At 60.8% G+C, this 24,285-nt stretch carries 18 protein-coding genes and 1 pseudogene; 4 read left to right on the forward strand and 15 right to left on the reverse strand.

All coding sequences use genetic code 11. The features are described from left to right. Positions 1-36 precede the first annotated feature (36 nt). The 5 genes and pseudogenes from FGKAn22_RS07340 to FGKAn22_RS07360 form a co-directional block, all read right to left on the reverse strand. Entirely contained in the window at positions 37-2,205 is a 2,169-nt protein-coding gene (locus FGKAn22_RS07340; RefSeq protein WP_212784963.1) for a chemotaxis protein CheA, read from the reverse strand. Positions 2,206-2,215: 10 nt separating this feature from the next. Further along, a complete protein-coding gene (locus FGKAn22_RS07345) occupies positions 2,216-2,539 on the reverse strand; it encodes an STAS domain-containing protein (protein ID WP_212784964.1) in 324 nt (107 codons plus the stop codon). A 30-nt stretch (positions 2,540-2,569) separates the two neighbouring features. After that, positions 2,570-2,938: a response regulator gene (locus FGKAn22_RS07350; RefSeq protein WP_212784965.1), complete on the reverse strand. Its 369-nt coding sequence runs from the start codon at positions 2,936-2,938 to the stop codon at positions 2,570-2,572. Between the two features lie 342 nt (positions 2,939-3,280). Further along, positions 3,281-3,565 (reverse strand): annotated as a pseudogene (locus FGKAn22_RS12625) (methyl-accepting chemotaxis protein); the annotation flags it as partial. Positions 3,566-4,319: 754 nt separating this feature from the next. Beyond that, positions 4,320-5,375, reverse strand: coding sequence for a PAS domain-containing sensor histidine kinase (locus FGKAn22_RS07360; protein WP_212784967.1), 1,056 nt, complete (start codon positions 5,373-5,375; stop codon positions 4,320-4,322). Positions 5,376-5,760: 385 nt separating this feature from the next. On the opposite strand from FGKAn22_RS07360, the gene FGKAn22_RS07365 reads away from it, so the two are divergent. Then, positions 5,761-8,712: a bifunctional diguanylate cyclase/phosphodiesterase gene (locus FGKAn22_RS07365; RefSeq protein ID WP_212784968.1), complete on the forward strand. Its 2,952-nt coding sequence runs from the start codon at positions 5,761-5,763 to the stop codon at positions 8,710-8,712. Positions 8,713-8,731: 19 nt separating this feature from the next. On the opposite strand, the gene FGKAn22_RS07370 is transcribed toward FGKAn22_RS07365, so the two are convergent. Continuing rightward, the gene (locus FGKAn22_RS07370; protein WP_212784969.1) at positions 8,732-9,364 is read right to left on the reverse strand and encodes a response regulator; all 633 of its coding nucleotides are present in this window, start codon (positions 9,362-9,364) and stop codon (positions 8,732-8,734) included. A 7-nt stretch (positions 9,365-9,371) separates the two neighbouring features. Further along, positions 9,372-11,621 (reverse strand): MASE3 domain-containing protein, encoded by a 2,250-nt coding sequence (locus FGKAn22_RS07375; protein ID WP_212784970.1) that lies wholly within the window; start codon positions 11,619-11,621, stop codon positions 9,372-9,374. Positions 11,622-11,829: 208 nt separating this feature from the next. Between FGKAn22_RS07375 and FGKAn22_RS07380 the strand changes: the two genes are divergently transcribed. Further along, entirely contained in the window at positions 11,830-14,178 is a 2,349-nt protein-coding gene (locus tag FGKAn22_RS07380) for a Tex family protein (RefSeq protein ID WP_212784971.1), read from the forward strand. A gap of 74 nt (positions 14,179-14,252) precedes the next feature. Here FGKAn22_RS07380 and cspE read toward each other — a convergent pair whose 3' ends face one another. From cspE to FGKAn22_RS07415, 7 genes are all read right to left on the reverse strand, one after another. Further along, on the reverse strand, positions 14,253-14,456 hold the full coding sequence (gene cspE / locus FGKAn22_RS07385; protein WP_212784972.1) for a transcription antiterminator/RNA stability regulator CspE: 204 nt from the start codon (positions 14,454-14,456) through the stop codon (positions 14,253-14,255). Between the two features lie 178 nt (positions 14,457-14,634). Then, positions 14,635-15,666: an ACR3 family arsenite efflux transporter gene (gene arsB, locus FGKAn22_RS07390; protein ID WP_212784973.1), complete on the reverse strand. Its 1,032-nt coding sequence runs from the start codon at positions 15,664-15,666 to the stop codon at positions 14,635-14,637. Continuing rightward, positions 15,663-15,986 (reverse strand): carboxymuconolactone decarboxylase family protein, encoded by a 324-nt coding sequence (locus tag FGKAn22_RS07395; RefSeq protein ID WP_212784974.1) that lies wholly within the window; start codon positions 15,984-15,986, stop codon positions 15,663-15,665. Before FGKAn22_RS07395 ends, arsB begins: the two co-directional genes overlap by 4 nt. After that, entirely contained in the window at positions 15,964-17,772 is a 1,809-nt protein-coding gene (gene arsA, locus FGKAn22_RS07400) for an arsenical pump-driving ATPase (protein WP_212784975.1), read from the reverse strand. Before arsA ends, FGKAn22_RS07395 begins: the two co-directional genes overlap by 23 nt. A 19-nt stretch (positions 17,773-17,791) precedes the next feature. Next, complete coding sequence (gene arsD / locus FGKAn22_RS07405) at positions 17,792-18,166, reverse strand: arsenite efflux transporter metallochaperone ArsD (RefSeq protein WP_212784976.1); 375 nt, start codon at positions 18,164-18,166, stop codon at positions 17,792-17,794. 10 nt (positions 18,167-18,176) lie between these two features. After that, on the reverse strand, positions 18,177-18,674 hold the full coding sequence (locus FGKAn22_RS07410) for an arsenate reductase ArsC (protein WP_212784977.1): 498 nt from the start codon (positions 18,672-18,674) through the stop codon (positions 18,177-18,179). 22 nt (positions 18,675-18,696) lie between these two features. Next, complete coding sequence (locus FGKAn22_RS07415; protein ID WP_425513857.1) at positions 18,697-19,017, reverse strand: ArsR/SmtB family transcription factor; 321 nt, start codon at positions 19,015-19,017, stop codon at positions 18,697-18,699. A gap of 182 nt (positions 19,018-19,199) precedes the next feature. Here FGKAn22_RS07415 and FGKAn22_RS07420 point away from each other — a divergent pair, with 182 nt between their 5' ends. Next, positions 19,200-20,117 carry a cation diffusion facilitator family transporter gene (locus FGKAn22_RS07420; RefSeq protein WP_212784979.1) on the forward strand — a complete coding sequence of 306 codons (918 nt, stop codon included), beginning with the start codon at positions 19,200-19,202 and terminating at the stop codon, positions 20,115-20,117. A 19-nt stretch (positions 20,118-20,136) separates the two neighbouring features. On the opposite strand, the gene FGKAn22_RS07425 is transcribed toward FGKAn22_RS07420, so the two are convergent. Then, positions 20,137-21,645 carry a CYTH and CHAD domain-containing protein gene (locus tag FGKAn22_RS07425; RefSeq protein ID WP_212784980.1) on the reverse strand — a complete coding sequence of 503 codons (1,509 nt, stop codon included), beginning with the start codon at positions 21,643-21,645 and terminating at the stop codon, positions 20,137-20,139. A gap of 162 nt (positions 21,646-21,807) precedes the next feature. On the opposite strand from FGKAn22_RS07425, the gene FGKAn22_RS07430 reads away from it, so the two are divergent. Further along, positions 21,808-24,222 (forward strand): Lon protease family protein, encoded by a 2,415-nt coding sequence (locus FGKAn22_RS07430; RefSeq protein ID WP_212784981.1) that lies wholly within the window; start codon positions 21,808-21,810, stop codon positions 24,220-24,222. Positions 24,223-24,285: the final 63 nt, after the last annotated feature.

The raw sequence follows: 24,285 nt of genomic DNA on the forward strand, positions 1-24,285 counted from the left end.
TTTCCTCCTGAAAATATTCCTATCGCCGCTTCCTCATCATGCCTCGAACATGCTGCGTTCGCCCTTGGACGAGACCTGCTGCACCAGGCGCGGCACGTCGAGGATCAGCGCCACTTCACCGCTGCCCAGGATGGTGGAGCCGCCGATGCCGTTGATATGGCTGAAGATGCGTCCCAGCGGCTTGATGACCGTCTGGAATTCGCCTTGCAGGGTGTCCACCACCAGACCGGCACGGGCGTTGCCGTACTGCACCACCACGACGTTCTCGCGCCGCACCCGGTCGCCCTCGATATCGAACTGGTCGCGCAGGCGCAGGTAAGGCAGCACCTGGCCGCGCAGCGACAGGTAATTGCGCTCCCCGGCGGCGCTGCGGTCTTCGTCGGAGAGTTCGATGCACTCCACCACCAGGTCGAGCGGTATGACGAACGAGGACTTGCCGACGCTGACCAGGAAGCCGTCGATGATCGCCAGCGTCAGCGGCAGGCGGATGCTCACCGTAGTGCCCTGCCCTTCCACGCTGTCGAGATCCACAGTGCCGCGCAGCGCCATGATGTTGCGCTTGACTACGTCCATGCCGACGCCGCGTCCCGACAGGTTGCTGATCGCATCGGCGGTGGAAAAGCCTGGCTCGAAGATCAGGTTGAAGATCTCCTTGTCGCTCAAGTTCGCATCCGGTTGCACCAGGCCGCGCTCGATGGCCTTCATCAGGATCCTGTCCTTCTTCAGTCCGCCGCCGTCGTCGATGACTTCGATGACGATGCTGCCGGAATCGTGGTAGGCATTGAGCTTGAGCGAACCGTGCGCCGGCTTGCCGTTAGCCACGCGCACCTCGGCTGGCTCGATGCCATGGTCCATTGAATTGCGCACCAGGTGGGTCAGCGGGTCTCCGATCTTCTCCACCACAGTCTTGTCCAGTTCGGTTTCGGCGCCGCTGATCTCGAGGCGGATGTCCTTGCCAAGTTCCTTGCTGACGTCGCGCACCACGCGCTGGAAACGGTTGAAGGTTCCGCCGATCTGCACCATGCGCAGGGTGAGCGCGGAGTCACGCACCTCTTCCACCAGCCGCGACATGGTGGCAGTCGCTTCCTGCAGTTCGGGAATGCCTGAACGTTGCGCGGCCAGGCTGGCGCCAGCGCCGGCGATGGTCAGTTCGCCGACCAGGTTGATGAGCTGATCCAGCTTTTCCGCATCCACGCGGATCAGACTGGCCTCGGCGCTCTTGCTCTCCTTGACCTGTTTCTGTTTCTCCAGCGCGGCTTCCACCACCGTCGCCTGCACGATGTGTTTCTCGACCAGAACTTCACCGATCGGACGCGGCGGATGCTCGCTGTTTTGCGCCTGCTCGCGCAGGGTATTCTCCAATTCGGCCCGTGTGAGCGTGCCGCACTTGACCAGGATCTCCCCGAGGCGCATTTCCTGTTCCGGCAGATCCTGGATCAGTTTCAGGTATTCGTATGCCTTGCTATGCGGCGGCATAATCGCGATCTGGCTGTCTTCGCGCACGAATTCGAACACGCCTTCGATGGCCGCCTTGTCCGCGTTGCTCTGGAAGCTGATCTCGAAGCCGAGATAGCAGGATTCCGGATCGATCTCCGACAGCGCAGGAATGGCCTCGGTCAGCGTGACGACATTGACGATCTCCCCCAGTGTCTCCAGGTAGCGGATGAACGCCAGCGGGTCCATGCCGTTGCACAACAGGTCCGGGCCGAAACGCAAAGAGATGTGCCAGTTATCCGTGGCAACCCTGCCGCCGCCTTCCTTCTCGAACTTATGCTCGTGCTCCACCGGCATGCCTGCCGGTTTCGCCTCGGCCTGGTGGCCGAGATAGGCGTTGAGCCGCGTAATCAGTTCGCCTCCGTGCTGGTTGGTGGCATCGCCTGGCTCTTCGCCTTCGGCGGCGTGATCGACCAGCACGCCGATATGGTCGCGAGATTCCAGCAACAATGCAATCAGGTCGGCGTCGACCCGCAATTCCCCGCTGCGCACCTTGTCCAGCACGCTTTCAGCCACATGGGTGAAGGCCACGACGTATTCCAGCCCGAACAGGCCGGCCGAGCCCTTGATGGTGTGGGCCGCGCGAAAGATCGCATTGACGACCTCCGCATCGTCCGGTTCCTGCTCGATGCGCAGCAACGCCTCCTCCATCTGCTCCAGCAGTTCGCGGCTTTCGATGATGAATGTTTTGAGTGCTTCGTCCAGATTCATGACACTTACCTCAAGACGCATGAGAGGAAATGATGATCTGGTCGCCGAAAAAACCGCCCAGGTCGCACAAGTCCAGCATGTCCAGCACCGGTTTGCTGTGTCCGGTAAAGCGCAGTTCCTTGCCGCGCAGGATCGCTTCCAGCTTGGCCGCCACCATGAGTTGCACCCCTGCGGAATCGATCTCGGTGACATGCGACAGGTCGACCTCGATCTCCTGTGCCCGCGCTATTTCCGGCAGCATGGCCGCCTTCAGTTCGGCGGCGCGGAAGATCGTCATTTCCCCCTCGACCGCAAACTGCACTGCATTCCCATCGGTTTTTTCGTTGCCTGACATGACGACTCTCCTTGAGCTTCAGGTATTCGGTTATGGAAGAACCAGCTTGGAAACGGCCGCCAGCATCTGAGCGGGCTGGAATGGCTTGACCACCCAAGCCTTGGCGCCGGCAGCCTGGCCGGCCTGCTTCTTGTCCTCGCCAGCTTCGGTGGTCAGCATGATCACGGGTGTGAACTTGTATTCCGCCTTTTGCTTCGCTTCCTTGACGAAAGTGATGCCATCCATGTTGGGCATGTTCACGTCGCTGATGATGAGGTGGATCTTCTGTCCGGTGAGCTTGCCCAGCGCATCCTTGCCGTCGCATGCCTCGAGCACGTCGTAACCCGCCCCCTTCAGCGCGATGCCCACCACCTGACGCAGCGATGCCGAGTCGTCCACTACCATGATTGTCTTAGCCATATTGTTCTCCTAGAAAAAAGTGATTTCGTCCGATTTGCTTGCTGCACCAGAACTTCCGCCGCCATGAACCGCATGCTGTTCTGGCATGGTGTAGGTGCGCGACAGTTCTTCCAGCCAGGCACTAACGTCGATCGGGCCGAAAAGGCGGCCTGCCGCCAGTTCCTGTTCGTGCATTTCCAGATGTTTCTCCAGCTTTTCGAGATCGTTGCGTACGTGCATCAGCATCTGGCTGACGCGATCCTGGAATTGCAGCGCGACCAGCACCTCGGCGATCTCGCTGCCGATAGCCTGGCTCTCCTGGCGCAGCACCTCGGTGGAATCGGAAAGCCCGGAAGTGGCGGTGTGGAACTGTGCGAGCACCTGCTCGATCACCCGCTCTGAATTGACCACCATTTCTTCGTCCTGGCGGGCATATTGCTCGGAAGCTCGCAGCGTCGCAGCGATGGCGTTGTTCACCGTCTCGACGGTCTCGCTGATCTTCTTGCCGGTCTCGCCCGACAGATTGGAAAGTTTGCGCACCTCGTCGGCGACGACGGCGAATCCGCGTCCGACTTCACCCGCGCGCGCCGCCTCGATGGCGGCATTCAACGCCAGCAGGTTGGTCTGGCTGGCGATATCGCCGACGTCCTGGGCCATGCTCTTCAATGCATCCGTGAGGTGAGACAGCGACTGGATCTCCTTCAGCATCACCGATTTCACCTCAAGCGCGGCGCGCAGCGAGGCGATGATGGAATTGAGATCGGCTTGGCTGTCTTTGAGCAACGCGACCAGGCCGCCACCATCGCCGCCCGCACCCGCCGTGTTCTGCGAGGTGGCGACCGCGGCCTCGAGGCGCTGGGACAGATTGGCGAAGCGTATCGTCAGGTCGGTGATCGCCTCCTCGGTGTTGCCGCGCGCCATCTCGATCTGGCGGGACCAGATCGGCAGGACATCGACGCACAGATCATCCAGCCCGTTGATGGCCTTTGCCTTCTCTTCGCGCAAGTCGGTCTCCAGCTTCGCGCGAACCTCGTCCACCGCAGCCTGTACAGTTTGTCGGCAGTGCGAGGCGGAAACCCTGGCCGCAACAGCGGCCGCCACCGCCAGCAACGCGGCACAGCCAAGCGCAAAGGGCTGGGTTCCGCCCACGGCGAAGATACCCGCGACACCCGCCACCCCCAATATGACCGATGGCATCGCCACCGTCATATCCTTTGCCCCCGCCATCGGTTTACCACCCATCCCTTACCTCCACGTATTTTCTGGATCTGCTTCGACCAGTAAGCGGCCTCGCAGCTATCGATTTGTCAGTGATGACATGATGAACGCCCGACGACTGGAAAAATATCAGGCAATCTTGATTTTCGCGTAGGGAGCGGAGAAAGGCGGGGTGAGGATATCCCTACACAAGCCGCAGCTGTTCGCCCTGATGAGCGAATGGAATGCACACCTCGACCACGGTTCCCTGTCCCGGCGCACTGAAAATGACCAGCTCCCCGCCGATCATGTGGCTCAGCTCTTCCATACCGAGCAACCCCATGGACTGTTGCCTGGAAATATCCAGGTCAAAGCCCTTGCCGTCGTCGCGCACTTCGAGCCTGCAATCGTCCTTGCGCTGCTCCAGGATGATGACAACCTTGTCCGCCTCCGCATGCCGGATGACGTTCCTCAAAGCCTCCTGCACGATGCGGAACACGGCAGTGGAACGTTCCTCGCCCATCTGGAATGGCTGGCTATCGATGCGCAACTCATATTGGACATCCGTATTCTTCAGGAGGTCTTCCGCCAGCCATTCCAGCGCCGAGGCAATGCCCAGGTTCAGTGAGGAAGGCCGGATGGCGGAGACCATGTCGCGCACTTTCAGGATGATGCTATCCAGCAGGCCCAGCGCCCCCTGCACTTTCTCCTTCAACTCCGGCTGATTGCCGCCGAACTGAACACGGATCAGGGAAAGGTTCATGCGCAGCGCGGTCAGCGCCTGCCCGTATTCTTCATGCATCTCCCGCGCGATCTCCTTGCGCGCCTTCTCGACGGCCGCTTCGCGGCGTGCCGTCAGCAGGTGCAGCAGGGTGCGCGACTCGCGCAGCTGCCGCTCGGTTTCCTTGAGCATCGTGATGTCGCGTCCGATGCCGAGCACTCCGCATATTTCGCCTGCTTCATCCCGCTCCGCCACCAGGCGGATATGGGTCGTCTTCAGGCTGCCATCATGCGCAAGCCAGACGCATTCCCATTCATCGTCGCAGCCAGTCTCCAACACTTCTCTCAGTTTTGCCTCATAGGCGGCCACCAGAGTCATCGCGTCAAAGGCCGCAGGTGTCTTGCCCAGCAGAGTCTCCAATGGAACACCGACAAGACGGGCAAAAGCGGGATTCGCGTAGATCAAACGGCAGTCGCGATCATAGCGCTCGACGGTATCGGGCGAATTCTCCACCAGCTCGCGGAATCCCAGTTCAATCATCGATGCCTCACGCGCCTGAGCGCAGTGCGGCAATCAGCCGCCAAGAGCCCTGCCGGAGTTGCGTCGTTGATCGAAATAGTCTGCATCCAGATAGAGTCAAATGAGTTGAAATGCCTAGCGCCACCCACATGACGAAGGGGGTACCAAGTGGCCGCGAAGGATGCCAACAATCCAACGGTCCAACTATCAGGAATTATTGATTTTCATGTAGGGATAGACAAAGTCGGTGTAAGGATTACCCTACCCTTGCTCTCATCGCCCGGCCAAACCCAAGTGAACATCACGCTCCCGGCATTGCATGCTCCGCAACTTGCTGCGGCGATACTCAGTGAACAGCCGCTTGCACCGTGTAGCAAATTTCTTTCTTTGCTGGCACCATTGCCGGGTGACAAAAAAGACCGAACATCACGCCGCCCGAAGGGAGTTCTCCTTCCTGTCGCTCCTGCCATGGCTGGTACTGGGAGCGGGCCTGCTCATCACCTACGGCCTGCAGGATGTCGCACGCCAGCACACACGAAAAAATGTGCAGGAACGTTTCGACTTCCGATTCAACGAGATCGTCGTCAACATCGAGGCCCGCCTTCGGGACTACGAGGACGTGCTGCACGGCACACAATCGCTATTTGCCTCTTCGGAATCGGTAGAGCGCAGCGAATTCCGGGAATATGTCAGCCAGCTCAGACTGGACCAAAGATATCCCGGCATTCAGGGAGTGGGTTTCGCGCAGCGGATCTCCCCCGCCGAAAAGGCTGCCCATATCCGGCGAATCCGCAGGGAAAGCTTCCCAGGCTACACGATCCGGCCAAGCGGCGAACGCGACAGCTACACCTCCATCATCTACCTCGAGCCGTTCAACTGGCGCAACCAGCGCGCCTTCGGCTACGACATGTATTCAGAGCCGGTGCGCCGCGCCGCCATGGAACGCGCGCGCGACGAGAACCGTGCCATCGTCTCGGGCAAGGTGACGCTGGTTCAGGAGACCGAAAAGAATGTGCAGCCGGGCTTCCTGATGTACCTCCCCGTGTACCGCAACGGTCTGCCGCACGAGACGCTTGCCCAGCGCCAGGAAAACCTGGTCGGCTGGGTGTATGCCCCGTTCCGCGTGCATGACCTGATGAACGGCATCCTGGGCAAGCACTTCGGCGAGATCGGCAATACCCTCGCCTTCGACATCTACGATGGCGATCAGCCGTCGCCGGCAAGCCTGATGTACGACTTCAGCAAGGAAACCGGCATCTCGCCCGGCCTGCACGAACCCGTTTTCCGCTCGGTCAAATACATCGATGCCGGCGGTCATCAATGGACGGTTGCGGTGCGCTCACTGCCCGACTTCGAGACCAGCCTGGAAAGCGAAGAGGCTCAGTTCATCGTCATCTCGGGCATCGCCGGCAGCCTGCTGACGAGCTTCATCGTATGGCTGCTGGCAACGGGACGGGAGCGCGCCTTTGCCACGGCGACGGAGATGACCCGTGAATTGCGGGAAAGCGAGTCCCGCACCAGACGGCTTAACCGTGCGCTCAAACTGCTCAGCGATTGCAACATGACGCTGGTGCGCGCCAAGGAGGAACACAAGCTGCTTTCCGAAATCTGCCGGCTGATCGTCGAACGGGGCGGCTACCGGATGGCCTGGGTCGGATTCGCAGAACAGGATACGGCCAAAACCGTGCGCCCCGTGGCGCAATCCGGCTACGAGGAAGGCTACCTGGACAGCGTGAATCTCACCTGGGCCGATACCGAGCGCGGACGGGGCCCCACGGGCACTGCGATCAGAACCGGCGTGACCGATATCAACCAGGATTACCTCACCGATCCCCGCATGGCCCCCTGGCGCGAAGCGGCTCTCGAGCGTGGATACCAGTCGAGCATCTCGCTCCCCCTCATCGGCAAGGAACGGGTGTTGGGTGCCCTCGCCCTCTATTCGCCCGATCCGCACGCCTTCAGCCCCGAAGAAGTGGCACTGCTGGAAGAGCTCGCCAATGACCTCACCTTCGGGATCGAAACGCTGCGCACCCGCGACGAGCACAGGCGGGCCGAGGAGAAACTGGGTTTCCTGGCCCAGCACGATCCCCTGACGCAACTGCCCAACCGCCTGCTGTTGCGCGACCGCTTCGACCTGTCCGCCGCCGCCATGGAACGCGAACGCTCCGGACTGGCCATGCTGTTCCTCGACCTGGACAACTTCAAACAGGTCAACGAAACGCTGGGGCACGACCTGGGCGACCAACTGCTGGTCCGCATCGTCGAACGGCTGAATGGCTGCATCCGCGACACAGACACCATCAGCCGCCAGGGGGGTGATGAATTCGCCATTCTGCTGGCTAACGTGAATGACCTGGGCATCATCGGCGGCATCGCCCAGAACATCCTGGAAGCCTTTTCCGATCCCATCGAGATCGACGGGCGCCTGCTCAACGTGACCTTCAGCATCGGGATCGGCATCTTCCCGAACGACGGTATGGAATTCGACACGCTGCTCAAGAAGGCGGAGACGGCGATGTACCACGCCAAGGAGAGCGGCCGCAACACCTACCGTTTCTTCAACGAACAAATGAACATCGATGCGCTTGAACAACTGCAGATGCAAGGGCAGTTGCGCAATGCCATCAGAAACGGGGAACTGGTACTCCATTACCAGCCGCAGATCGATATCGGCCGCAGCGGCATCACCGGATTCGAGGCCCTGGTGCGCTGGCGCCACCCCGAGGCGGGCATGATCCCGCCCGCCAAATTCATTCCGCTCGCGGAACGCAGCGGCCTGATCATCCAGATCGGCGAATGGGTGCTCAATGAGGCTTGCCGGCAGGCCAAAGCATGGCTGGATAGCGGCCGGCCGCTGGTGATGGCGGTCAACCTCTCCGCCCTGCAATTCAGGCGCGGCAACCTGCTGGAGACGGTGGCTTCAGCGCTCGAACGCTCGGGACTGCCCGCCCGTTACCTGGAGTTGGAACTGACCGAATCCATCCTGCTGCACGATATCGAGGCGGCCATGCAGACCTTGCACGCACTGAAGGCGATGGGCGTGAAGCTCTCCATCGACGACTTCGGCACCGGCTATTCCAGCCTGTCCTACCTGAAGCGCCTCGCCGTCGACAAGCTCAAGATCGACCAGTCGTTCGTGCGCGACCTGACGGAAGATCCCGAAGACGCGGCCATCGTCAAAGCCATCATCCAGCTCGGGCACACCCTGCAGCTTTCCATCATCGCGGAAGGTGTGGAAACCGATGCCCAGTTGGCCTTCCTGAGAAATTACGGTTGCGACGAGGTGCAAGGCTATTTCTTCAGCCGCCCGCTTCCGGCAGAAGAAGCCAGCGGACTGCTTGCGAAAGACTTCCTGTAGGTCGGATGTTCCGGGCCGGTCACCCGACCAGACCATGGGCGATGCCGTAGCGCACCAGCTCGGCGTTGTTCTGGAAATTCAGCTTCTGCATCAGGCGCGCCTTGTGGGTGCTGACGGTCTTGTTGCTGATAGAAAGCTCATCGGCGATCTCGTTGACGCTCTTGCCCTGCACCAGCAGGCGCAGGATGTGGAACTCGCGCTCGGAAAGCAGTTCATGCGGCGGACGTTCGGCGCTCTCGCCCGAGTCGAACACCATCGACTCCGCCAGCCCCGGGTCGATGAATCGCCCTCCGCTCGCCACCTTGCGTATCGCCGCCATCAGCATTTCCGGGTCGCTGTCCTTGGTGAGGTAGCCGGAAGCGCCCGAGGCCAGCGCGCGGCGCGCGATCTGCGGCTCGTTGTGCATGCTGAGCACGAGGATGGGAATGGACGCATTCTCTGCGCGGATACGGGCGATCAGTTCGACACCGCTGACGCCGGGCATGGTCATGTCCAGCAACAGCAGATCGATCTCTTGCTTGCGCAAGGATTCCAGCACCTGAGAGCCATTCACGGCCTCGCCCGCGACCGAGACGTCGGCACACAATGCAAACAACTGCTTCAGCCCTTCGCGCACGATGGCGTGGTCATCGGCGATTAATATTCTGATCATGTCTCCCTCATGCCCTGTGAACGGGAATGCGCACCGAGACGGTCGTTCCGCTGCCTGGTTCACTTGTGATATCGAGCTCCCCTTGCAGCAACATCACGCGCTCCCTGATGCCCATCAGCCCGAATGTCTTCTTCTTCAGCGTCTCCGGGTCGAAGCCCTTGCCGTCGTCGCGCACTTCCAGCAAGTACGACTCCCCGTCCCGCCATAGCGAGATATCCACGTTCTCCGCCTGCGCATGGCGCGCAACATTGGTGAGCGACTCCTGCACGACGCGGTACAGCGCCGTGGAGCGTTCCTCGTCGAGATAGATATCTTCCTCACTGATGTTCAGGCCGCAACGGATCCCGCTGCGCTTGGCGAATTCTCCCATCTGCCATTCCATCGCGGATACGATGCCCATGTCCAGCACGGCGGGCCGCAGCTTGGCCGCCACGTTGCGCACCACCTGGATGGTCGCATCGACATGTCCCATTATATTCTGCACCTGCCCCATCAGCTGCGGATTGTCCTGGCCGAACGTCATGCGCAACAGCGAGACTTCCATGCGCAACGCCGTGAGCATCTGCCCCAGTTCGTCGTGGATGTCCCGAGCGATGCGCTTGCGCTCATCCTCGCGCGCCTCTTCGCGGCGGGTGGTCAGTTCGCGAAGCTGGGCATAGGACTCTTCGAGTCGCTGCTCGGCCGCCATGAGTGCGGTGACGTTGTGGCCTATCGCCAGCACGCCTTCCACTTTCCCGTCCATACTGCGCTCCGCCACCACCTGGAAGGCATAGCTGGTCGAATGTCCGTTGTCCAGCCGTTTCCATTCCAGCAGGATTTCGCAAGGCACGCCGGTCTCCATCACCTGCACCAGTTTCCGCTTGTATTCCCCCACCGGCATGGTGGCGCGCCAATGCCGGTCTGGCGTGAGATACATCGCCTCATCCGCGGGGACCTGGGTCTCCCTTTCATAGGCGCTATTGGCGTAGATGAGGCGGCAATCCCAATCGTAGCGCAGGATGATGTTCGGCGAGTTTTCCGCCAGAGCGCGGAACTCCAGTTCGCTGGCTTGCAGCAGCTTGGCCATGCGTTTCTGTTCGGTGATGTCCACATAGGTTCCCAACACCCCCGACACCTTGCCGTCAGTTCCACGCAACAACACCTTGCTGGTGAGCAAATAGCCCGTCCGCCCCTCGGCCGTCTTGATCGGCTCCTCATAATCCAGCTTGGGCGTGCCCGTTTCCATGACACGGCGATCGTCAGCCCTGAACAGCTCGGCCTGTTCGGGAAACAACTCAAAGTCGTTCTTGCCGATCAACTGGCTCTCGTCGCTCACACCCGCATCGCGCAAGAACAGATTGTTCGCCCCGAGGTATCGGCTCTCGTGGTCTTTCCAGAAGATGCGTGCCGGAACGTTGTCGATGATCGAGCGCAGCATCTGCCTTGAGCTGGCAAGACTTTCCTTGGCCTGCTGCAGCTTCGAGTATGGCTCGCGCACGCTGTCCACGAACACCGCGCGATAGATAAACACGTAGGACACGATCTCATAGACGTGCCCCAACAGGTTGAAGATATCGCCGACAGCGCTGTACAAGACGAGAGACAATTCGCTCAGCATGCTGATGACAGAGGCCGCAAAAAGATTGGCGGAATCAAAAGAGCGGAACGGCCCGGGAGGCCGTTGAGCCTGACGGTAGAACAACACGGCAGAAGCCATAAACATGGCGATGATGAAGTATTCCGCTCCGACCTTGAGCGGAGTCAGCCCCTCGCCTTCGATGAAGGTATGAGGCAACTCCTGCCCGAGGGCCAGCACCAGCCAGAAAATGAACGCAGTGATGGCCAGGCTGCCCGTCAACAGCCCGTAACGGATGCGTGGATTGGACAAAGGCTGCCATGACCGCAAAGCCACGGCCAGCAAGGTCAGCGCAACGACAAAGCGCATTGCCAGCCAGAACTGGATGGCTTTTTCCGGCCCGCTGGGTGTGACGAAATCCGGCATGCCCTTGAACGAAAGCATATGCCCGAAGTCCAGCAGACCGACGGCAAGGAAACCGCAGGCGATGATCAGGGTGTTGCCGGGACGATCCACACCATAGGCGTTCCATACAATGCCGAACATCATCATCGCGATCACGATGGAGAATGTTTCTCCCGCAACGTGCGCCCACAGCGGCATGACATCCACGCCTTGCAACGCCTGCAGCGGGGGCATCAGGAAAACCACGAGGAATAATGCAGCCATGCCGGCGAGCGGCCAGTTGATGCGGCGCAACATGGGATTATCGAACGGCATGGATACTTATGTTTGTAGGGAGTCGCGTGACTATAGTGCCCGGCAGGGATTCGGGCAACCTTTACAGCGAGTTGCCGGCATGACCACTTGGCTAGGTGTTTTACTGCGGCAGCTGATGTTGGCATAATCCGCGCCCCCGCATCGGCCGCCGGCCGTTGCACGTATTGATTCAACCTCCGAACTGTGACTCATGCTGCCATCCATCGAACAACGTCTCGCCGCCGAACTATCCGCCAAACCAGCCCAGGTAGCCGCCGCCGTCGGCCTGCTCGACGAGGGTGCGACCGTGCCCTTCATCGCCCGCTACCGCAAGGAAGCCACCGGCGGGCTGGACGACATCCAGTTGCGCATGCTGGAAGAACGGCTGCGCTATCTGCGCGAACTGGAAGACCGCCGCGCGGCCATCATCGCCTCGATCAACGAGCAGAACAAGATGACGCCCGAATTGCTGGACGCCGTCAGCCATGCCGAAGACAAGACACGGCTGGAGGACCTGTACCTGCCCTACAAGCCCAAGCGCCGCACCAAGGCCCAGATCGCGCTGGAAGCCGGGCTGCTGCCGCTGGCTGAGGCCTTGCTGGCCGATCCCATGCTGAACCCCGAAGAGGAGGCGGCAAAGTATCTGAAGCCGGCCTTCTCCACCGAGCAGGGCGACAACCCCGGCGTGGCCGATGCCAAGGCGGCGCTGGACGGCGCACGCCAGATCCTGATGGACCGTTTCGCCGAGGATGCCGAACTGCTGCAAGGGCTACGCGAATACCTGCAGGAGCACGGCGTGGTTGAATCCAGAGTAATTGAAGGCAAGGAAGAGGCGGCAGCGAAGTATGCCGACTACTTCGACTATTCCGAGCCGCTGGGAGTGATCCCATCGCACCGCGCGCTGGCGATCTTCCGCGGCCGCCGCGAGGAGATGCTGAACGTCACCCTGCGCCTCGACAGCGAAGCGGAAAAACCAAAGTGGGACGCGCCGCTTAATCCCTGCGAGGCGCGCATCGCCCAACGCTTCGGCATCGCCAACAACAATCGCCCCGCCGACAAGTGGCTGGCGGACACGGTGCGCTGGACCTGGCGCATCAAGAGCTTCCTGCATCTCGACAGCGAACTGATGGGAAGCTTGCGCGAACGCGCCGAGACCGAAGCGATCAAGGTGTTCGCGCGCAACCTGAAAGACCTGCTGCTCGCCGCACCTGCCGGCCCGCGCGCCACCATGGGTCTCGACCCAGGCATGCGCACCGGCGTGAAGGTCGCGGTGGTGGACGCCACCGGCAAGGTGGTCGACACCGCCGTCATCTATCCGCACCAGCCGAAGAACGACTGGGAAGGCTCGCTGCACACCCTGGGCAAGCTGGCCGAGAAACACCAGGTCGCTTTGATCTCGATCGGCAACGGCACGGCCTCGCGCGAAACCGACAAGCTGGCGCAGGATCTGATCAAGCTGCGCCCGGAATTGAAGCTCACCAAGATCGTCGTTTCGGAAGCAGGCGCATCGGTGTATTCCGCATCCGAGTTCGCCTCGCGCGAACTGCCCGACATGGACGTCAGCTTGCGCGGCGCAGTGTCCATCGCGCGCCGCCTGCAGGATCCGCTGGCGGAACTGGTGAAGATCGATCCCAAATCCATCGGTGTCGGCCAGTACCAGCATGACGTGGGACAGTTCCAGCTGGCGCGCTCGCTGGATGCCGTGGTAGAGGATTGCGTGAATGCGGTCGGCGTGGACGTGAACACCGCCTCCGCCCCCCTGCTGGCGCGCGTGTCCGGCCTGTCCAGCAGCGTCGCACAAGCCATCGTCACCTACCGCGACACGCACGGAATGTTCGCTTCGCGGGCCGCACTGAAGAACGTCCCTCGCCTCGGCGAAAAGACCTTCGAGCAGGCCGCGGGCTTTTTGCGCATCATGGGCGGCGAAGACCCGCTGGATGCCTCGGCGGTGCACCCCGAGTCCTACCCCGTGGTGAAGAACATCCTCGCCGACCTCAAGAAGGGCATCAGGGAAGTGATCGGCGATTCCGGATTGCTGAAGTCGCTCAATCCGGGTAAATACGCGAACGAACAGTTCGGCGTGCCCACCATCAGCGACATCCTCAAAGAACTGGAGAAGCCGGGACGTGACCCGCGCCCCGAATTCACCACCGCCACCTTCAAGGATGGCGTGGAGGAACTGAAAGACCTGAAGCCGGACATGATCCTCGAAGGCGTGGTCACCAACGTCGCGGCATTCGGCGCGTTCGTCGACATCGGTGTGCACCAGGACGGTCTGGTGCACATCTCTGCGCTGTCCAACACCTTCGTCAAGGACCCGCACACCGTGGTCAAGGCGGGCCAGGTGGTAAAGGTGAAAGTGCTGGAGGTGGACGAGAAGCGCAAACGCATCTCGCTGACCATGCGCCTGACCGACAGCGCCGCACAAGGAGGCAAGGCGGAGCCTTCCCGCGACCGTGCGAACGATGCCAAGCGCATGGCGCAGCACAAACGCCAGGAAACACGCGAGCCGGCACTGGGTGGTGCAATGGCCGCAGCATTCTCCAAGCTGAAGATGTAAACAGCGCCGCCTTGCGGCGCATAAAAAAAGCCCGGCACTTTCGTGCCGGGCTTTTTTAACAACTCAAGCGGCGATTAAGCAGCCTGGATGTTGGAGGCTTGCTTGCCCTTTTGACCTTGAGTCACTTCGAAGGAGACCTTTTGGCCTTCTTGCAGAGACTTGAAACCGCTCATGTTGATTGCGGAAAAGTGTGCGAACAGGTCCTCGCCGCCATCATCAGGAGTGATGAAACCGAAACCCTTTGCGTCGTTGAACCACTTAACTGTACCAGTTGCCATGTGTTTACTTCCTTACTTAAAAAAACGGGGAAATCCCCCGCAGAACTATTTGATATCGAAGATTGCACATGGTGAAACCAGTACTGCACAGACTTTGAATCAAACACCTGGAAGCCTTTTACGTGGTTAATCGGGCGGCGTCAAGGTAATTCGTAAATAAACACGTTTACGGCGCAAACTATTTGCCCGCCGCCTCGCCATACCACCGTTGGCTGCGATTCACGATATACACCACGCTCAGCATCACCGGCACCTCGATCAGCACCCCCACCACGGTTGCCAAGGCCGCCCCGGACTCGAAGCCGAACAGGCTGATCGCCGCGGCCACAGCCAATTCAAAGAAGTTGGATGCCCCGATCAGGGCCGACGGCCCCGCCACGCAGTGTGCTTCGCCAAAACGGCGATTGAGCCAATAGGCGAAGCCGGAGACGAAATAAACCTGGATTGTGATCGGCACGGCAAGCATGAGGATGATGAGCGGCTGGGCGACGATGGCCTTGCCCTGAAAGGCGAACAGCAGCACCAGCGTCAGCAGCAATGCCAGGATCGAGATGGGATTCAACGCCGACAGGACATGATGCAGCGCTGCCTGTCCGCCACGCGCCAACAGATATTTCCGCCAAACCTGCGCCAGCAACACGGGAACCACGATATAGAGCATGACCGACACGATCAGCGTGTCCCACGGCACGATGATGGACGAGATGCCTAACAGCAGCGCCACCAGAGGCGCGTAGGCGAAAACCATGATGGTGTCGTTGAGCGCGACCTGACTCAGGGTGAACAAGGGCTCGCCGTTCACCAGCCGGCTCCAGACGAACACCATCGCGGTACAGGGTGCGGCGGCCAGCAGGATCAGTCCGGCGATATAGCTGTCTATCTGTTCTGCCGGAAGGTACTGCGCGAACAGCTGGCGGATGAACAGCCAGCCCAGCAAGGCCATGGTGAACGGTTTGACCGCCCAGTTGATGAACAGCGTGACGCTGAAGCCGCGCCAGTGCTTGCGCACCTCGCGCAAGGCATAGAAGTCGATGCGCAACAGCATGGGGATGATCATCACCCATATCAGCAAGCCGACCGGAATGTTGACCTTGGCGATCTCCAGCGTCCCCAGCCACTGGAACGGCGCAGGCATGGACTCGCCCAGCACCACGCCGACGACGATACAGAGGAAGACCCAGAGGGTCAGATAGCGTTCAAAGAGATTCATTTGCAATGCCCGGCTTGAGTTTCAGGATTTGTGACGCAACAGGAATCGGCTGCCGCCTTGGTCTCCGACGTTGATTTGCCAAGATAGCGCTCGGCAAGATTCAGCATGGCGCGCGCAGGTGTCTCCTTGACCTTTTGCGCGAGGTCGACGGCATAGCGCATATCCAGATCGCTCACGCCGAGTTTGCGCGCCTGATCGTAGTGGTATTTGAAGCAAGGTTCGCAATTGGCGGCAATGGCCGCACCGATGGCGACCAGCTCGGCGACCTGTTCGGTGAAGATCGAAGGTGCGGCCGGATTACATGTTCGGGTTTCGCTCATTTGTCATTCCTCTGGGTTTGATGTTCGAACTTTTTCCGGCGACCAATTCCAACAGACGCGACACGCCGACCGGCTCTTCCTTGTGCAAGGGAACGACCGCGTAACGCTGGGCATGCTGACTGGCGACCGCGTTGATCTCCCGCAGCTCATTGGCGGCCCGCTGGCGCAACAACGAGGACTTGGCGGAAGCCGCCGCCACACTGGTATTGATGATCCAGGCCCAAGGTTCGATACCGGCGCGGCGCAGGTCGGCTTGCAGGTTTGCAGCCTCCAGTACCGGCGTCGTCTCCGCCAGGGCCACAATCAGCACCTTGGTTTGCTTCGGGTCCTGCAACTGCATCATCGGCGTGGTGAAGTGCATCCCCGTTTTGCCCATTTGGCGCGTCACTTCGCGATGGTAGGCGCCCGTTGCATCGAGCAGCAGGAGGGTGTGACCAGTCGGAGCCGTATCCATGACCACGAACTTCTTGCCCGCTTCGCGGATGATGCGGGAGAAGGCCTGGAATACTGCAATTTCCTCGGTACAGGGGGAGCGCAGATCCTCTTCCAGCAGCGCACGCCCTTCCGCATCGAGCTGCGCGCCTTTGGTGCCGAGCACGTGCTGACGATAGCGCTCGGTTTCGGCATGGGGGTCGATGCGGCTCACCGTCAGATTTTCCAGAGAGCCGCGCAGCGTTTCAGCGAGGTGCGCTGCCGGATCGGATGTTGTCAGATGCACGGGCAATCCACGACGGGCCAGCTCCACCGCGATGGCCGCCGCCAGCGTGGTCTTGCCCACGCCGCCCTTGCCCATCAGCATCACCAGTCCATGTCCATCCGCAGCAATGCCGTCCACCAGTTCGGACAATCTTGGCTCGTCCAATTCGATGGGGGAATCAATAGCTACTTGAGCTTGTGGCGCCGTGTCCGTAAGCAAGTGGCGCAGAGCATCCAGGCCGACCACATTGAAGGGCTTGAGCTGGACATGGTCGCAGGGCAGCGCCTTCAACACCTCGGGGATATTGGCAAGCGCATTCTGTTCCCGCTCGTGTATCGCTGCTGCCAGTGGATCATTGGCGGCCTCGATGTGAGGCAGAATGCCGTTGATGACCAGGTATTGCTGCTGCAGCCCAATGGCCGCGAGTTCTTCATGTGTGCGTGCGACTTCGCGCAAGGTTGCCTGTTGTGCACGCGCGACCAGGATCAGGCGAGTGCGGCTGCCATCGGCCAGCGCTTCGACCGCCGCCTTGTACTGTGCGCGCTGCTTCTCCAGCCCGGCCAGCGGGCCAAGGCAGGAGGCATCGCCTTTACCCGCCTCCAGAAAGCCGCTCCATGCGCCCGGCAATTGCAGTAGCCGGATGGTGTGGCCGGTAGGCGCAGTATCGAAGATGATGTGTTCATAATCCGTCGTCAGCGCGGAATCAATCAACAGCGAGGTGAATTCGTCAAAGGCCGCAATCTCGGTGGTGCAGGCTCCGGATAACGACTCTTCAATGCCCTTTACGACATCTTCGGGCAACACGCCGCGCACCGGATTCACTAATCTGTCCCGATAGGCCTTTGCCGCAGCTTCCGGGTCGATCTCCAGAGCGGAGAGGCGCGGGACGGCGGAAATGAGGGTGATCTGGTTGCCGATGCTGACGCCAAACACCTGGCCGACGTTGGAGGCGGGATCGGTGCTCACCAGCAGCACACGCTTGCCCGCTTCCGCCAGCTGGATAGCGGTTGCACAGGCAATGGAAGTCTTGCCCACCCCACCTTTGCCGGTGAAGAACAGGAAGCGTGGCGGCTGATGAAGGAATTTCATATTGATTTCCCGATCCGACTTAGCAGCACTTGCTGCCTGAGCAGCAGCCCCCTGTTTTCGATTCTGAAACGGCGACCTCGCTCAGCGCGCCGGGAATCCCGGCAAGTCGCGCCAATTCCTTGCGCGTCGGATAGCGTCCGGCCAACGCGATTTCGCCATCCACCAGAATCAGGGGCAAGGCATCGGCCCCGGAGCGCTCCAGGAAGGCTTTGACAACCGCATTCTCCGCAAAGGCCATCGGCTGCTGGGCGAGGTTGTATCGCTCGATCTGCCCACCGGAGCGCTTCAGCCAGTCCACATCGGCGCTGAAATCGACCAGCTTCTGATCGACATCGGTACCGCACACCCCGGTACTGCAACACAGCGCGGGATCAAATACCTGCATCTTGCTCATGGCAGCCTCCTTAGTCTTGAATACGACCGATCTCGGCGAGTTTTTCCTTCAGATTGATCTTATCCAGTTTTTCAATCGGCAAACTCATGAACAGCTGGATACGGCGCGCCAGCTGCTCGGCGGCCTTTTTGAACGCAGCACGCCGGGCTTCGTCGCCCTCGATATGCGCCGGGTCGGGAATGCCCCAATGTGCCGTAGCAGGATGTCCCAGCCAAATTGGACAAGTCTCTCCGGCGGCGTTGTCGCACACGGTGAAGATGAAATCGAACTCCGGCGCGCCGGGGGCTGCGAACTCGTCCCAGCTTTTGCTGCGCAAGCCATCGGTACTGTAGCCCTGCCCTTGCAGCCATTCCAGTGCGCCAGGATTGACGCGTCCGGCCGGCTTGCTGCCCGCGCTATAGGCCCTGAATTTGCCTTTGCCCAGCACGTTGAACAGCACCTCGCCCAGGATGCTGCGCGCGGAATTTCCGGTGCACAGCACCAGCACGTTGTATTGCTTTTCACTCATTTCGATTTTCCTTTCAACGTCATCAACATTTCTTGCCCGGCGCCTTGCAGGCATCCGCATTCCCGCCGCAGCAGTTCTCCGTCAGGTAGTCCACCATGCCGTTCATCACTGCGAAGTTCGCGGCGTAGTAAACGAAGCGGCCATCCTGCCGGCTCTCCACCAGCCCGGCATGGCTGAGCGTCTTGAAGTGAAACGACAGCGTAGCCGGCGACACTTTCAATTTTTCGGCGACTTGCCCGGCGGCCAATCCATCGGGGCCGACAGTCACCAACAGCCGGTAGATCGCCAGGCGCGTGGGCTGTGCCAGCGCCGCCAAGGCCTTCACCACTTGAGCCGGTTTCATCATTTTATATTTCGACTATTAAACAATTATGAAAATGTCAGGCGAGATTAGAGCAGGAAATTGCTGCTCATTCAAGCATCAAAATTGCCCATGCTGGAAATAGTCATTTTATCGATCGCCAAATCTTTATATGATGCCGCACACAAATTCACACCAGACGCCATCAGGCGCAAGAAAAGAGCATGACAGACCACTTGCACCACCACGATCATGACCATACTCACCATCATGTCGCAAATTACGACCGCGCCTTTGCCGTCGGCATCTCGCTGAACATCCTGTTCGTACTGGTGGAAGCGTATTTCGGCTGGCAAGCGGATTCGCTCGCCCTGCTCTCTGATGCCGGGCACAATCTGAGCGACGTGCTGGGCTTGCTGATGGCGTGGGGCGGTTTCTATCTGGCACGCCTGCGCCCCAACCAGCGGCACACCTACGGTCTGGGGCGCGCAACCATGATGGCGGCGATGTTCAATGCGCTGTTGTTGCTGATCGTAGTGGGCAGCATCGTTCTGGAAGCCATCGACCGTTTCGCCCAACCGGTTCCCATCCAGGGGGGCACCGTCATGCTGGTCGCCGCCATCGGTGTGGTGATCAACGGCCTCACTGCCTGGCTGTTCATGTCGGGCAACCAGCATGACATCAATCTGCGCGGCGCCTTTCTGCACATGGCGGCGGACGCGCTGGTATCGCTCAGTGTGATCGTCGCCGGCGCGGCATTCATCCTGACCGGCTGGACCTGGGTGGACCCCGCGATCAGCCTGGTGATCGCGCTGGTGATCCTGCTCGGCACCTGGGGACTGCTGCGCCATGCCCTGCACCTTTCCCTGGATGGCGTGCCGGCATCGATCGAGCTGGGTAGCGTGAGAAACTACCTTTCGGCATTGGACGGGGTAACCGAGATCCACGACCTGCATGTGTGGGCGATGAGCACCTCAGAGATCGCCCTGACCGTGCACCTCATCATGCCGGACGGGCATCCCGGAGATGATTTCCTGTGCAACATTGCACAGGCATTGCACCATGACTTTGCCATCGCCCACACCACCATACAGGTCGAAACGGGCGATCAGCCATGCATCCTGTCAGGCCATCCCCACTGAGTGGTTCGCGAACCGGCAGTTACTTGTCCCAGAACGCGGACTGTTTCCTGAAACGTTGTATAGCCTTGCGCAACGCAACGTACTGGTGGGACAGGTTGTGCGCGATCCAGCCCTGAGCCAATCCGATCGCTTCCTGATGCGCCGACAAGGCTGGGGCCTCAGCCAATTCGTCCAGCAGGCGATGCGCCACCGCCACGTCGTTGATCTGCCCAAGCACGTCCTGCACCTCGCTTAACGCAGCAAGAAATGACTTCGCTTGCTGCTTGCCATATAAGCCGGCAAAGAATTCCGCGCTATATCGCAATTTCTTGGCAAGGATACGCAACGCATGCAACCGTTCTGCCTCGAGTCCATTCAGCTGCTGTCCGGCTTGGTCAAAGCGCCTGAACAGCTTGCGCAGATGGCGCGTCGCGAAATCGCACGCCCGCAGTTGGTCGCCGTCCTGCTGCCAATATGGCCCGTCCATCCAGATGGCGAAGCGCAGGATCAGCCGCTGCAACTCGCGCGCCTGCGCCTCGCAGCGCAGCGCCTCGTAGCATGCAGCGCCCCGTTCTTCGCTGGCTGCGAGCAGCGCCTGCAACCCGCCATGGCCGGGCATGCGAGCGCACATCGGCTGTACCGTGTCGGCGATGAACACATCCCATTCGCGTATGCGCCCCAGAGCGATGCACAGCTTAGCGACGTCCGAGCTCAACGAAGCCAGCTCCGAATCGGGGCGTACCTTCGCGGCCAGGCGCAGCACGACGCGCAAGCGCCGCAATGCCACGCGCATCTGATGCAGATACTCTGCATCGTCGCCATGCATCGCCCCTCGCAGATTGCCTTGCAAATGTTGCAGGCATGACCAGATCAGCGTTTGCAGCACCTGCGCCAGCTTGTCCGCCTTGCCCAGCTGCGGCACGCCACCTTTGACCGGCCCATCGGTATCTCCCGACAGCAGGCGGTAACCCTGCTCCGCCTTGCTCACCGTTTCCAGCTCGAACGGCACGATGTCCAGCAGCGCCAGCGCCAGCTCGAACAGCTGCCGGGGCTCGCCGGATTTCAGTTCCAGTTCCAGTTCACAGATCGGGAAGCTGTGCTGTTCGGTGCGCACTTCGCCTTTATCCATGCACAGCTCGATCTCCGCCCCCTCGAATTTCAACAGGCGCAGGTTGCGGGAAAAATCGGTGACGAACACCGGCTGCAATTCCTTGCGCACGCCCCGCGGCAGCTCGCCTCCGGCGGCCTTGAGCGCCTCGAAGTCCAGTCCCTCGCCTGCCACCGGCGTTTCCCATTCGTTGCGCTGGTGCAAACCGGCCTGCACGCCCCCCCCACCCTTCAGCGTTTGCAGCCATTGCTTCCCGGCACGGCGCAGGCGCAACGCCATCGCATGGTTGCGCAAATCGAGTGCCGGCGTATCGAAATAGACGCTATACAGTTTGTGATTGGCAGCACGTGAGACCGACAATCTCCTGAGCAGGGGATGGCGCTTGAGCCGGTTCAAGTGCTCAGGTGAAATGGATAGCTTGAGTTCGGTCTCGACTGCCATGTCCGCCTAAAAAACGCCACGTGGGAGTGCCAACTATAGCAGGCTATCTGCTGCTTTTGCGACCGTACAGGGCAGTTGCCATAAGACTGCATTAAGCGTTTAATCGAAACCAGATAAGGCTTGCCCGGCACGCAAACCCGAGACCACAGAAGGGGAATTGATATGCCGACATCGAACCTGACTCCTGCCGAACTGCGCCTCACCATCGCTCCGGATGCGTTGGGGTTCGCCGACACGTCCGAATTGCTGGAACATCCCCTGCCGTGGATCGGGCAAGAGCGCGCGGAGGTGGCGGCCCGTTTCGGCCTCGGCATGGATCAGCCTGATTACAACCTGTTCGTGCTGGGCGAGGTCGGCAGCGGCCGCTCTTCGCTGCTCAGGCAGGCGATGCAAGCCGCAGCCGCGAAGCGTCCGGTGCCGCCCGACCTTTGCTACCTGCACAACTTCGACGCGCCTGAACATCCGCGCGCACTGCGCTTGCCAGCCGGTCAGGGGCGGCTGCTCCGCCAGCTCATGGCGCGCATGACGAAATCGCTGCAAACCGAGATTCCCCAACGCCTGGAACGTCAGGATTTCAAGGATGAAAGCGAACGCATCGAGAAGACCTACAAGACCGAAGAAGCAAAGGTCTTCGGCGAACTCGAGGCCTTTGCCGAAGCCCGCAGTTTCACCATGCATCGCGAATCCGGGCATCTGCTGTTCACCCTCCGCGGCAAGAAGGGGCATGCCCTGACCGAGGACGAAGTGCTCGTCCTGCCCAAGGAGCGCCGCACCGAGATCGAGCGAGCCGAACAGGAATTACGCGCCGAGATCAGCCGCTATCTCGACAAGGTACGGCCGATGGAACAGGCGAAGAACGGGGCGCTGTCCGCATTGCGGCGCCAGGTGGTGAAGCCGCTCCTGGACCACGAGTTGCAGGAAATCCGCGTCGGTCTGAAGAAGCAGATCAAGGACTCCGTCAAGCTAAGGTCGTATCTGGACCATGTGGTGCACGACGTGCTCGACAACCTCGAACTGTTCAAGGTTTCAGATAACGACGAAGAACTGCGCAAGGAGGCGCTGTGCAAGGTGCTGTCCCGCTACAGGGTGAACCTGGTGGTGGACAACGACGGGCTGAGCGGCGCGCCGGTGATCGTCGAGGACAATCCGCTATTCCGCTCGCTGTTCGGCAGCATCGAATACCAGACCGAAAACGATGTGCTGGTGACCGACTTTTCCCGCATCCGCGCCGGCAGCCTGCACAAGGCGCACGGCGGGTTCCTGATGCTGCACCTGCGCGATCTGGTGGCCGACGGACTGGTCCTCGAAAAACTGCGGCGGTTCCTGCGCAGCGGCCGGCTGCAGATCGAGGAACCCGGCACGACCTATGCGCCGATTGCGGCGGTTTCGCTCGAACCCGAGGCAGTGGACATCGACGTCAAGATCGTCCTCATCGGCTCGCGCGAACTGTATTACGAACTGCAGGAAGCCGACCCGGAGTCCGCGCGCCGCTTCCGCGTGAAGGTGGACTTTGCCGAAAGCTTTTTATCCAGCGACGCGACCCGCCGCGCCTCGGCCATCTTCGTCGCCCATGCCTGCCGGGAACGGGGACTGCCGCACTTTTCCGCGGCCGCCGTGGCACGCCTGCTGGAGGATGGACACCGCGAAGCGGAAGACCGGACGCGCCAGAGCGCGATCTTCTCCCGCACCGAGGCGCTGGTCATGGAAAGCGCCGCGCTGTGCAGCGCCCGAGCCGGCCGCCTGGTCGAGGCGGAGGATATCGAGGCGGCACTGGCCGCCCGCACCCTGCGCCACGACTACCCCGAACAGCGGTTGCGGGAAGCCATCGCCGAAGGCGACATGATGATCGCATTGCAGGGCGAGCGGGTCGGCCAGCTCAACGGGCTGACCGAGATCGACCTGGGCGATTACCGCTTTGGCTTCCCGGTGCGCATCACTGCACGCACCTACGCCGGCGAGGACGGCCTGCTCAACATCGAGCATGAAGTGGAGATGTCCGGCCCGATCCACGACAAGGGCGTTCTCATCCTGCACAACTACCTGTCTGCCCTATTTTTCCGCAACGCGCCGCTCGCGCTCAATGCCTCCATCGTGTTCGAGCAGGAATACAGCGGCGTGGAAGGCGACTCCGCTTCCTGTGCCGAGTTGTATGCGTTGCTCTCCTCTCTGTCCGGACTGCCGCTCAAACAGGGCATCGCGGTGACCGGTGCGGTCAACCAGCACGGCGAGGTACTGCCGGTGGGCGCTATCAACGAAAAGATCGAGGGTTATTTCCGTATCTGCGAAACGGCCGGACTGGACGGCAGCCACGGCGTGCTGATCCCGCAACGTAACCGCCGCCACCTGATGCTGGAGCGCAAAGTGGTCGAGGCCGTCGAACAGGGGTTGTTCCATATCTATACCGCAGAGCACGCAACCGAGGGCATCGAGCTGCTCACCGGCTTGGCCGCAGGCCTAGCGAACGATGCTGGCACCTATCCGCGAGGCAGCGTGCTGGGCCACGCCCAGAAAACCTTGCAGGCCTATCGCCGTGCCTGCCAGGCATCGGAACACACCAAGACCGTGCACAAACGCTAGCGCTAAACGGCAATGCCGACCTGCAGCCTGACTCAACCGCATCCTGTTGCCAAGTCGCGCCTA

Source organism: Ferrigenium kumadai, from assembly GCF_018324385.1.
In the GTDB taxonomy this organism is placed as follows: domain Bacteria; phylum Pseudomonadota; class Gammaproteobacteria; order Burkholderiales; family Gallionellaceae; genus Gallionella; species Gallionella kumadai.